Below are 11609 nucleotides of genomic sequence, written 5' to 3' on the forward strand. Positions count from 1 at the left end.
AGTGCCTTTTAGAGCGAATGTAAACCGTGCTAAGCGCTGCTTGTTTTGCTTAGCACGGCGGCGTTTACAGCTGCGTAAAGCTTGCCACTTCTTGTAGGTAACCGCTTGGTAAATCTAATACCATAAAGTGCGATAAAGTGAGTAAAAATGCTAACGCACACACTGTCAGTGTTAATGTTCTAGCAATTGATATACGTGCTTTTACAAGTAAAAATATTATGAAAAACAACGCTATCGAAATCACATAGCCCAGTAAAAAACACCCAGCTAATAAACCACACAGCCAAAATACATAATGCCAAAGGCCAGTCACGCTTGAGTCGTTTACATACCCCGCAGAGACCTCATTATCGTAATTTACAGCATCGTCTACTTTATTAAGCAGCAGCTTGATCAGCACAACCGCAGAGAGTATTAACATGAACGAGCACACCACGGCAGGAAATACCCCACCTAAGAATGTGCGTTGGAACGAGTCATACAAACCGTATGCAAACACTAAACAAACAAAGCCAGAAAACGCGATTTGTGGTTTAAGATTAGTTGGTTTTACCTCAGCATTAGCCGTGTTTTTATTGGCTTTTTCTTTTTTAGCAGCCTTAATAGAGTGGCGTGCTGCAAAGAAAATAGAAAGCGCGGTTAATGCACCAATAATCATCACACCCGGTTTTAATAAAAACTCTATGCCGTCAAACTGAATAGCTTGATAAAGGTAAGTTTCCATGCCGCTTGCTAGTACAAAGCCAATTAAAAATGCCGGGCGAGGCCATCCAAAGCGCTTCATTAATACGCCTAAAATACCAATGCCAATAAGTGCGACTAAATCACCTAAATCACGGGTTGCCTGAAACGCCGCAAAAAAGATCACCATAACCATAAATGGTGCCATGAGCGTGTAAGGAATAGTTGTTACCTTTGCTACCCATTTAGAAATTAGTAAACACGCGCCCGCGCCAATTACATTAGCAAGTGCCAGTGACCATACAATGGTATAAGTAACATCAAGGTCAGTGGTGATCATCGCAGGGCCTGGCTCTAAACCAATTAATACCATACCACCTAAAAATACAGCCATGCTGCCAGAACCTGGAATACCAAATAATAAGGTAGGAATTAAGCCACCGCCTTCTTTGGCATTATTTGATGACTCAGGGGCAATAACACCGCGTATGTCGCCTTTACCAAAGTTTTCGGTGTCTTTAGAGGTTTGCACCGCATGACCATAAGAGATCCAATCAACTACGCTGCCACCTAGGCCAGGTAGTGCGCCAACAACACAGCCAATGGCAGCACAGCGCGTGGCTAGCCATTTATTTTTAACAACATCTTTTACGCCTTCAAACCATCCACTACCCAGCTCAGAAGCTTCTGAAATAGAGCGGTTTTGACGCAATAAATCGATAATCTCAGGTAATGCAAATATACCTAAACCAACAACCACTAACGGAATACCATCCATAAGGTAACCGTTATCAAATACCATGCGGTATTCACCGGTTGCAGGAGCACCGCCAAGTGAGCCTAAACATAAACCTAAGCCACATGCGCTTAAGCCTTTTACTAGGCTATTACCGGCCAATACGCCCACCATGCTTAAACCTAGCAAAGTAAGCATAAATAATTCGGCCGAGCCAAACGCTAAAATAACGGGGCGGGCAATCAGTACAAACAGCGTTAAAATAATGGCGCCAAAAAGACCACCAAATAATGACGAAGCAAACGCTGCTGAAAGCGCACGCGCTGCTTGGCCCTTTTTAGACAGTGGGAAGCCGTCAAGCACTGTGGCTTGTGAGCCACTGGAGCCTGGAATACCCATTAATACAGAGGTGAAGGTGTCAGAGGTTGGAATAACCGCCACTAGGCCAATAAGCATAGCAAGCGCTGAAATTGGGTCCATACCATATAAAAATGGCAGTAATAACGATAAACCCGCTATGCCGCCTAAACCCGGGAAAATACCAATCAGCAAGCCTAAAAAAACGCCGCCGCATAAATACATTAAGTGTGTGGGGGTAAGAATAGTTTGTAGCGCAATTAAAAATGCATCTAACATACTGCTCTCCTTAGATTAAAAAAGTGGCTCACTAAATGCGAGCCACTGTGTGTACAACAAATCAACATGGGTTTTTAAAAACGCGCGTTGTAGTTTTCGGTTAGGTAATTTCTTACCCATTGTTTGTCAGTTTCAGAAATTGTCAGTGCTGAGCTCAGTGTGTTTACTGCATCTTCGTTTACAAGTTGTGGGTATTGGCCAAGTACTAATTCAGACTCTTCTTTAAAGTTGTCTTGATCAATGATGCGTTGTGCTGCATTGCGCCACTCTGCAATAACGTCATCAGGGGTGCCTTTAGGTAAAAACAGTCCTTTTTGCGCGGCAAAACCGGCTACAAAAAAGGTTTTCCATACGTTGTATTCAACGCCTGTTGGCTTTTTACCGTGGATCATTTCGTATACTTCGCCTACGTGTGGTAAGTCAGGAAACGTTGGGTCGCGTACAATTTTGCCTTCTTTATTAAGTACGCCAAACGACATAAGCGGAATCGCTTTGCCTTCATCAACTAGCGGCTGTACTTTTTTTAAGTAGGCAGAGGTAGTTTGAAAGTCGATATCCACCTCGCCACGCTCAAACGATAAACGCGCACTGCCACGGCCTTTCATACCAAAAATGGCGTGAATGTCTAAATCAAGCATGTCGAAGGCTAATAACCCAACCAAGTCCATTGACGCGGCGCGTTGGCTACCAAATTTAAGTTTTTGACCCTGCAATTTGGCAAGCTCTGATGCGTTTTTAATACCCAGCTCTGGGCGCACATATACCACCGCACCTGTCGGTGTGGCCATAATCACGTTCCAACGTTTTACTTCGTATCTAACGCGTGAGTCGCCAAGTAAGTAAGGGATTTGTGTAGAGGCAGAAGTACTAAATACATTTAAGCCATTTGCTATAGCGCGGCGCTCAAAGCGGTTAGCGCCTTTGGTAGAGCCACCACCTGGAATGTTTTTAACTACAACCACAGGTTTACCATTTAAATGCTGAGAAAAACGCGGACCAAAAAAACGTGCCCATGTGTCAGAGCCTCCACCTTCTTTAAAAGGCACAACCCACTCTACTCGCTCACCATCAAAGCTTACTTCGTCGTTATTGTTTGCATAAGCTGAGCTGATACAAGTGCTTGCTGCTAACACAACAAGCATTGCTTTTAGTCGATTAGGTGCAAAAGTACTTAATTTAATCTTCATAATTTGACCTCTGTTATTCGCTGCAATTATTTAAATAGGTCCTAATAACGTCATTGCATCTATTACGTAGATGAAAGTATTTCGTTAAAAGAAGTTAACAATAGCTAGACTAATAGCCGAAACTGTCATCTACCTGTCATCGATACCAAACTATCAACTAATTTAAAATTATTTATAAACCATTGTTTTTAAATAAAAATAAATTCAGTTTTATTTATTTAAAGCATAAAAAAGCGATAACAGACAATCTGCTATCGCATTTTCGGTTGGTTTACTAAGGCTTAACACCAATTCGCTTAATTAAGTGAGCTATTTTGCCCATTGGTATAAGTTAAGCTATTTTGCTTTCATCCCATACTTTTGCAGGTATGTGTACTTCACCTTTAAATAACATTCTGGCTGTGCGCATTAACCCCGCCGATTTTATATCTAGCGTGTCGTTTTCAAAGCGCCCCTCAAGGAGTAAATCTATTTTACCGCTGGGGTGTTCAACCACTATATTTTGCTGCTCTGAGCTTTGTGGGGTAATTAAGTCGTACGCCACACTGCCTGGCAACATGCAACTAACACTCACGCAAATTGCCCCAGTAACAGAATGGCTGGTATGGCAATTTTGCGGCACAAAGTAGCGCGAAGTTATCGTACCGCCAAATTGCGGCACCGACAGTAAACCGACTTTAGGAATGACTTTTCCGGTTGCATCGCCAAGGCCCATTTTTAGTGACGCCTGCAGGCGAATGCTTTCTATTTTTTGCAGTAACTCTGTATTTGCATCAAGCTCTTGTTTAGTTTCAGAGCCTTTTACACCCAGTGATGGTGCAGGTATTAGTACCATTGGCATGGCAGCATCGACACAACTTACTTCTACGCCATCAAAGGTATCGCGTACAGAGCCAGTAGGCAGTAATTCACCGGTTTTAGTGCCACACACATCAAAAAACTTAAGTAAAATAGGCGCCCCAGAGCCCGGTACGCCATCAATGGTGGCATCACCTTCGTACTCTACAAAGCCGTTAGGCGTTTGTACCACAACTTCTATCAGGGTATTGGTATTTACATTTTTAACCCGTACCGTTGTTTCTCCGTCGTTTGCAGTAACCAATCCGTATTCAATTGCCAGTGGTGCTGCACCAGATAAAATATTGCCACACGAAGGTGTTATATCGACTTCATTTTGCTCAATAGCAACTTGCGCAAATAAGTAATCAATGTCTGCATCGGGGTCGGTTGAGCGTGAAATAATGGCCGCTTTACTGGTTAGTGAGTTTCCTCCACCTACGCCATTTACTTGCAGCGGATCGCCTGAGCCCATTGCTGCAGTTAAAATTTCTTTGCGTTTATCCCACTCTCTCGGTAAATCGTTGGCTAAAAAATAAGTCCCGCGAGACGTTCCGCCGCGCATAATGACACAAGGTATTTTTTTTTGAATAGTCATAATAATCCAGCTTCTAAATCAATTAAAATGAGCAGTAACGGGTTAGTTATTACTTAAAATAACCACGCACTCTTGCACTTGCTCTTGCTTACTTTGCAAAGATTGAGGGGCAAAATTAGTATTACTTGTTGCACTAGCAGCCGTGGCTGTTTGGTGGCTATTTGCACGAAAGTGAATGGCTCTCGGCGTAGGTTTTAACTCAGGTGTAGCGTGTGTTGAGTTCATCGTTTCGCCCTTTCAATGCAATTAAAAACAAGTAACGTCGTTATCAAAACGTTGCCCTTTTTTTAAGAGTAAGGAGCCAAACTGTCACTAACCTGTCACGAAATAAAAATTGATTAAAAAATAACTTTTAAACATTAAAAAACGCGCAGCATTTTCATGCTGCGCGTTAAAAGCCAATCGAAGGGGCGTTTAAAACTTAATGGTGTAATCTACATATACACGGTGATCTGCTCTGTCTCCCTTTACACCATCAACACTGCCAGTTTCATCTGTGGTGTAATCTAAAAATAACCATCGTAGGCTTAAGCCTTTTACAGCCGCTACTTTGTAGCGTGTATCAATGGCCCAGTATTTTTCATCGGCTGTGCCACCGGCTTTACCTAAGCTTGAATTTTCTGCATCGCTGCCGCTGGTGTAATAAAACTTTGTGGTTAAACCCGGTGCCACTGCTTTTAGGTCAACACCTAAGCGAGCCTGCCAAGTTGACTCATTTTGGTTTGTTAAATCGGCACCAATTAATGAGCGCGTGGGAAACGGGTTAGTCCCGTGATCGCCGCTAAAGTTATCTTCAATCCAAGCATCGTTCACTTTGGTAAATGCGGCGCCTAGTGTCCAAATATCTTTTTTCCAATTGGCATCTAGGTAATAGGCAAAACCATCGTTTTCACTTTTAGTAACGCCTGAAACCGCATCGAGTGCATCTTCATCATCTAAATCGCCACCCTCTGCGCCGGTTACAAATAAATCGCCATCGTCTTGTGAGGTAAATATGCCACTTGAAAGGGTTAACTTACTGTGATCGAGCTTAATAGCGTAACTGCCTTTAAGCCCAAGCTTTGATAAGTAGTCATGAGAGTTTAAATATTCTGCGTCTATTTTTAGCGCATCTTTTTTGTAGCTTGCGCCCACACCCCAAATAACACTAATCGCGCCGTTATCTGACTGATCGGTAGAAAAATCTTCCCACTTGTCATCGTGGCGGCGGCTCCATTTATCGTAGGCGTAACCATATACTTTGGTATTGCCAAACTTGTAGTCACCAAATACGCCTCTAAAAGTATTGGGAATTGCGCGGCTACCCGAGCTTTTTAACAGCATGCTTTTGGTTTTTTGCCCGCCTATTTTTACATGGCCATTGTCGCCAAGTTTAACGTCGATAAAATATTGGCCAAATTTAGAAAAACTATCGTCAACGCCGCCTTTTTCATCCCCTGCGGGTAAAATATTATTTTGTGCGCTGCCGGTTGAGTTGTAATTAAGTACCGTATAAGTAGAGACACCCATGCTAATTAAGTCATTAAAATAGCCCGATTGATAATTGAGCTCTATGCCTTGTGCAAACGTTGAGTCGTCGCTGGCGTCGTTATCGTAATCGCGGTCAAAGTAGATTGACCTGAGCTTAATATTAAATTCGTCTTGCTCTGTAAGCCCATTAAAAGAAGCGTACGAAGGAATAGAAACACAAGTTAATACTGCGCCTGTTACTGCAAATATTTTAGAGAACTGTTGAGCCATAGTTGTCTCCGCTACCTTGTTTAATTAAATTTATAGTTGTGTGTAGTGTGTATCAGTTTATTCATGTTGCAATTTACACGGCAAACCTGTCACAAACCTGTCACAATATAATTACATTTTAGGCAATTGTATTTTTTAGCTATTAAATTAAAACTATAGCTTATCTTGTTATAAACGAAGGTATTTGCGTATTGTAAACGTTGCAGTAATTGTTTAGTGTCTTGCACAACTTAAAATTATATTTTTTAATTGCGACTTTGCGGGTGTGCTTAATGAGAATTTTAGCAGTTGAAGACGACGAAGTGTTAGGAGAAGCAATTTGCCAACGCTTCACCAAAATGGGCCAAGGTATAGACCTTGTAACCAGTGGTGATGTGGCTAATTCGCTGTTAAAACGCCATGAGTACGACCTTATTTTACTTGATTTAAACTTGCCCAATTTAAACGGTGAGCAAATATTAAAAAAGCTCAGGGCTCGCTCATCAAATACGCCTGTATTAATTTTAACGGCACGTGCCCAAGTAGAGCACCGTATAGAATTACTCGACTTAGGCGCCGACGACTACCTCACTAAACCCTTTGATTTTGGCGAATTAGAAGCCCGTTGCCGCGCCCTACTTAGGCGTAACCAAGGCCTAGGTAAAGACACTATAAGTTATGGCAATCTCGATTTTGACCGAAAATCATGCACGGTCACTATTGCTAAAGAACTTATTGACTTAAAACAACGAGAATTTAGGTTGCTAGAAATATTTTTAACACATCAAGGCAAAGTGCTTAATAAAGATGAGTTACTCGATCACTTATATTCGTTTGACGACTCCCCCAGCCCCAACGCCATAGAAACCTACGTAGCAAGGCTTCGTAAAAAGCTGGTAAATAGCAGTGTTGATATAAAAACACTGCGTGGTTTAGGCTATCTTTTAGCAGAGCCTAATGAGTAGCAAAACCCTCCCCTCAATTCGCCGACAGCTGCTTACAATAACCATTGCTTTAATGGTTATAATTACACTTATAACCTATTTTATGGCTAATAATTACAGTAAAAACGCCGCCCAAATTTCATACGATAGACTACTTGCCAGTGCTGCTTTACAAATTTTTGAAAATACCCACATTGATTACCACGAAATTATTGTTGATTTACCCAGCGCTACATTCGAAACTCTCTCGATGGCCTCAAATGACAGATTGGTGTATCAAATAACACAAAATCAAGGGGAGCACTTAACCGGCTACAATGGCTTATATCAACACATTTTGCAAAAAGCTGACACCCAGTGGCAACGTGCAGAGTATGACCCACGAGATAACCTACTGATACAATTTTGGGAAGGTGATTACAAAGGCGAAAACTACCGCTTTATTTTACTCTCAGATAAGCTTTATGAAGTGGGCGAATCGTTTGATGTAAATATTTTAATAGGCCAAACCACCCAAGCTCGCGATCAGCTCGCCTATGAAATGAATTTAAATGTAATACAAATGGTTATTTTAACGTTTGTAATAGCTATTGTGCTTATATTACTGGGAGTGAATCAAATTTTGCGCCCTATTTACAGCATAAATAAAAAAATACGTCGGCGCTCCCCCACGGATTTACGCCCTATTGATATGTCGGTCCCCAAAGAAATGGCCGATTTAATTTCAACCATTAACCATTTTATATCGCAATTAGAAGTCTCGCTTAATCATTTAAAGCGCTTTACCGGCGAAGTGGCTCATCAAATAAGAACGCCCCTTGCCGGCCTTAAAAGCCAGGCGCAAAATGCCATTGAAGAAAGCGATGAAAAAATAAGAACAGAGCAGTTAAATCGTGTTTTATATTCAACAGATTTACTCGACAGCACCGTTACGCAACTTTTAAACCAAGCCACTCTTGCGCACCGCTTTCATAGCCAGCCTTTAATAACGCTTTCGTTGCCGGAGCTGGTAAAGTCTGTGTGTAGAGATGTAGCGGTATCGGCGATTCAACGCGGCGTGATCATCACATATCAAGGTGACGATAACTTGATGATCAATGGCGATTCGTTTGCACTTAGCCAAATGCTACGCAACATTTTAGAAAACGCGATTAAATTTAGCCCACAAAACAAAGAAGTTAATGTCTCTACTGAGCTTCACAGTACAGACAGTGGTTACATAGCCCGTTTATGCGTGGCTGATCAAGGCGTAGGTGTACCCGATGCGCAAAAACAACATGTGTTTGAACGGTTTTACAAAAGTAAAGGCGACCCACGTGCCGGCAGTGGCCTAGGCTTAAGCATTGCTAAAGAGGTAGCAGAGCATCATAACGCTGCTATTAAGCTGCTTGATAACAGCCCGTCGGGGCTTATTTTTGAAATAAACTTTCCGTTAATGCTGACCGAGGACGAACATTGAAACTTTTATCGCTGATTTATATTGCCGTTGTTTTAACGTGCCTTGTAGGCTCGCCATTCGTTGCTGCAAAAACCCCTTTAGTATTTCCGGCACAAAGTGAAAATAAATCCGTGCTTAAAATATATGGCGGCGCTGATAAAATGGAAATTGCCCCTTTTTTATCGGCCTTTCAAAAAAAATACCCTTTTGTACAAATTGACTACTACGAGCTGAGTACTTTCGAAGTATATAGCGAATTTTTAGCCGACGTTAAAAACCCGCCCGACGTATTATTAAGTTCAGCAATGAATTTGCAGGTAAAGTTAGTTAACGATGGTTACGCACAGCCTTACAGCTCTGAGCAAACAAATAAGCTTCCTGCATGGGCTAAATGGCGAAATGAAGTATTTGGCTTTACCTATGAAACAGCGGTAATTGCATTTAATAAAGAATTTTTAGGTGAAGAGGTCGCACCAAGTAGCCGCAACGAATTATTAGAGCTAATTCGTAGGCGCAGTGAGAAAATTAAAGGCCGCATTGGCATTTACGATATTACTCAAGTGGGCATAGGCTATTTGCTGTGGGCTCATGACCGCGAGCAAAGCTCAAGCTATGGCCGAATGCTTGAATCGTTTGGCTATCACAGCACGCGTGTATTTAGACGCAGCGCCGACATACTCAAGGCACTTTCAACGGGCGAGCTCACTGTTGGCTATAACATATTAAGCTCTTATGCGCGCACATGGGCGGCGCAACACCCTAATATTATTGTGGTGCAACCTAAAGACTACACCTCGGTTATTATGCGCAGCGCCATTATTCCTAAACATGCTAAAAATGTCATTGGCGCACAGCTGTTTATTGATTACTTAGTGTCTGTACAAGGGCAAACAGACATGGCTAACTTTACTAATTTTGAGCCAATAAATAACGAAGTAAGAGTTAAACAAAAACATTTACTTGATATATCAGAAGGTCAGCTGCGCCCCGTCCCCCTTGGCATAGAAATATTAGTGATAGACGATCAGATGAAGCGCCAAATAATCATTCAAGAATGGGAAAACGCGTTATTTGAGTACCAATAAATTCGGGGCTTATACCATGTCACGTATTTAAGGGAGCGACTTTAAGGGCAGATTGAGATTACCCACTAAATACATGCCTATTAGCGCATAACCAAGGTTTGGGCAGCAGGCATTAAAAACCCAGTTATTGATATTCAATAACTGGGTTCAAGAATGATGGTGGAGGAAGAGGGATTCGAACCCTCGTTAGGGATTAACCTAAACACACTTTCCAGGCGTGCGCCTTCAGCCACTCAGCCACTCCTCCACGGTGTTGCTTAGCAACAGCGCGTTATAGTATGAAATAGGTTACACAGGTGCAAGGTCTTTTTAAATTTGTGCTGTTAAGTGTCTAATAATCAATCAGCAATTTACTTTAGGCATAAAAAAACGGCTAAACCTTAGGGTTTAACCGTTTTTTATGCATTAGGCTAATTACTTAGCCATGCTAGCTGTAAAGTCTAACATGCGATTAAGTGACTTGAGCGCGCCTTCGCGTAAGTCCATATCTACAAACACTTCTTTACCGCGAGGGTCTATCAGGGCTTCTTCAATCGCTTTTAAGCCGTTCATTGCCATCCACGGGCAATGTGCACAACTTTTACATGACGCGCCTTCACCCGCTGTTGGGGCTGCAAAAAACTCTTTTTCAGGGCATAGCTGCTGCATTTTGTAAAAAATACCGCGGTCTGTCGCTACAATAAACTTATCGTTATCCATTGTTTGCGCAGCTTTTATTAATTGACTGGTTGAGCCAACCGCATCTGCCAGTGCCACTATTTCTGCAGGTGACTCTGGGTGCACCAATACACCCGCGTCTGGGTGCAGGGCTTTCATATCTTTAAGCGCTTTTGTTTTAAATTCATCGTGTACGATACATGCGCCGTTCCACATGATCATATCGGCGCCAGTATTTTTTTGAATGTAGCTACCAAGGTGTTTATCTGGGCCCCAAATAATTTTTTCACCTTGCTCATCTAGGTGCTCTACAATTTCAAGCGCGCACGATGAGGTTACAATCCAATCTGCACGGGCTTTAACCGCTGTAGAGGTGTTTGCATACACTACAACTTTACGATCAGGGTGCTGATCGCAAAACGCTGAAAACTCGTCAATAGGGCAACCAATATCTAACGAACACGTTGCTTCTAGCGTTGGCATAACAACTGTTTTGTTTGGCGTTAAAATTTTAGCGGTTTCACCCATAAAACGTACGCCTGCAACGATGATCATGTCTGCATCGTGGCGAGCACCAAAACGTGCCATTTCTAATGAGTCGGCAACACAGCCCCCTGTTTCTTCGGCAAGTGCCTGAATTTCAGGATCCGTGTAGTAATGGGCTACCAGCACTGCATTTTTATCTTGCAGTAGTTGTTTAATACGTGCTTTATATTCGCCTTGCTCGTCTTTAGTCAACGGCGCTGGCTTAGGAGGAAAGATATAACCTTCAGGCATAATAGTTTGAGCTAGACTCATGTTCTCGACCACTTCATCTACAGTGCATTAATTACGGCAAATTATACGAGAATACACGGGCAAATAACAGCTATCTGGGCATGCTGTTTATAAATAAAAATAAGAAGCTGATTTAAATAAAATAAGGGGAGTATTGAGATTTTTTAGAATGGTGGGTCATGATGGACTTGAACCATCGACCAATGGATTAAAAGTCCACTGCTCTACCAACTGAGCTAATGACCCGCTCTGTGTGCTTACTATTTAAGTGAGCTGCGTAAATCCGCCGATTGAACCAAACTTTATCTAAATAA

General features: G+C 42.1%; 9 protein-coding genes and 2 tRNA genes. 3 read left to right on the forward strand and 8 right to left on the reverse strand.

What is annotated here, in order from left to right:
* Positions 1-64 precede the first annotated feature (64 nt).
* The 5 genes from CWC04_RS18180 to CWC04_RS18200 all read right to left on the reverse strand — a co-directional run bounded on the left by CWC04_RS18180 (position 65) and on the right by CWC04_RS18200 (position 6415).
* Positions 65-2053 (reverse strand): tripartite tricarboxylate transporter permease, encoded by a 1989-nt coding sequence (locus CWC04_RS18180; RefSeq protein ID WP_138686086.1) that lies wholly within the window; start codon positions 2051-2053, stop codon positions 65-67.
* Between the two features lie 74 nt (positions 2054-2127).
* Positions 2128-3240 carry a Bug family tripartite tricarboxylate transporter substrate binding protein gene (locus tag CWC04_RS18185; protein ID WP_138686087.1) on the reverse strand — a complete coding sequence of 371 codons (1113 nt, stop codon included), beginning with the start codon at positions 3238-3240 and terminating at the stop codon, positions 2128-2130.
* A 331-nt stretch (positions 3241-3571) separates the two neighbouring features.
* A complete protein-coding gene (locus CWC04_RS18190; protein ID WP_031289665.1) occupies positions 3572-4675 on the reverse strand; it encodes a 4-oxalomesaconate tautomerase in 1104 nt (367 codons plus the stop codon).
* A 42-nt stretch (positions 4676-4717) separates the two neighbouring features.
* Entirely contained in the window at positions 4718-4900 is a 183-nt protein-coding gene (locus CWC04_RS18195; protein ID WP_138686088.1) for a hypothetical protein, read from the reverse strand.
* A gap of 189 nt (positions 4901-5089) precedes the next feature.
* Positions 5090-6415, reverse strand: a complete 1326-nt coding sequence (locus CWC04_RS18200; RefSeq protein ID WP_138686089.1) for an OprD family outer membrane porin — start codon at positions 6413-6415, stop codon at positions 5090-5092.
* Between the two features lie 272 nt (positions 6416-6687).
* Between CWC04_RS18200 and CWC04_RS18205 the strand changes: the two genes are divergently transcribed.
* From CWC04_RS18205 to CWC04_RS18215, 3 genes are read left to right on the forward strand one after another with little or no spacing between them, the layout of a single operon-like run.
* Entirely contained in the window at positions 6688-7359 is a 672-nt protein-coding gene (locus CWC04_RS18205; RefSeq protein WP_138686090.1) for a response regulator transcription factor, read from the forward strand.
* On the forward strand, positions 7352-8797 hold the full coding sequence (locus CWC04_RS18210; protein ID WP_029774041.1) for a sensor histidine kinase: 1446 nt from the start codon (positions 7352-7354) through the stop codon (positions 8795-8797). The genes CWC04_RS18205 and CWC04_RS18210 overlap by 8 nt, the downstream gene beginning before the upstream one ends.
* Complete coding sequence (locus CWC04_RS18215) at positions 8794-9861, forward strand: ABC transporter substrate-binding protein (protein ID WP_138686091.1); 1068 nt, start codon at positions 8794-8796, stop codon at positions 9859-9861. Before CWC04_RS18210 ends, CWC04_RS18215 begins: the two co-directional genes overlap by 4 nt.
* A gap of 157 nt (positions 9862-10018) precedes the next feature.
* Here the strand turns inward: CWC04_RS18215 and CWC04_RS18220 are convergent.
* The 3 genes from CWC04_RS18220 to CWC04_RS18230 form a co-directional block, all read right to left on the reverse strand.
* Positions 10019-10108, reverse strand: a tRNA-Ser gene (locus CWC04_RS18220).
* A gap of 167 nt (positions 10109-10275) precedes the next feature.
* Complete coding sequence (gene nadA, locus CWC04_RS18225; protein ID WP_004589501.1) at positions 10276-11316, reverse strand: quinolinate synthase NadA; 1041 nt, start codon at positions 11314-11316, stop codon at positions 10276-10278.
* Positions 11317-11465: 149 nt separating this feature from the next.
* A tRNA-Lys gene (locus tag CWC04_RS18230) sits at positions 11466-11541 on the reverse strand.
* Positions 11542-11609 lie beyond the last annotated feature (68 nt).

Source organism: Pseudoalteromonas sp. S2893, assembly GCF_005887105.1.
Taxonomy (GTDB): Bacteria; Pseudomonadota; Gammaproteobacteria; order Enterobacterales; family Alteromonadaceae; genus Pseudoalteromonas; species Pseudoalteromonas atlantica.

What these genes read in the sequence shown, in the direction of transcription:
- nadA (WP_004589501.1), bottom strand. Translation starts at nt 11,316, where the DNA reads ATGAGTCTAGCTCAAACTATTATGCCTGAAGGTTATATCTTTCCTCCT.
- CWC04_RS18195 (WP_138686088.1), bottom strand. Translation starts at nt 4,900, where the DNA reads ATGAACTCAACACACGCTACACCTGAGTTAAAACCTACGCCGAGAGCC.
- CWC04_RS18210 (WP_029774041.1), top strand. Translation starts at nt 7,352, where the DNA reads ATGAGTAGCAAAACCCTCCCCTCAATTCGCCGACAGCTGCTTACAATA.
- CWC04_RS18205 (WP_138686090.1), top strand. Translation starts at nt 6,688, where the DNA reads ATGAGAATTTTAGCAGTTGAAGACGACGAAGTGTTAGGAGAAGCAATT.
- CWC04_RS18200 (WP_138686089.1), bottom strand. Translation starts at nt 6,415, where the DNA reads ATGGCTCAACAGTTCTCTAAAATATTTGCAGTAACAGGCGCAGTATTA.
- CWC04_RS18190 (WP_031289665.1), bottom strand. Translation starts at nt 4,675, where the DNA reads ATGACTATTCAAAAAAAAATACCTTGTGTCATTATGCGCGGCGGAACG.
- CWC04_RS18185 (WP_138686087.1), bottom strand. Translation starts at nt 3,240, where the DNA reads ATGAAGATTAAATTAAGTACTTTTGCACCTAATCGACTAAAAGCAATG.
- CWC04_RS18180 (WP_138686086.1), bottom strand. Translation starts at nt 2,053, where the DNA reads ATGTTAGATGCATTTTTAATTGCGCTACAAACTATTCTTACCCCCACA.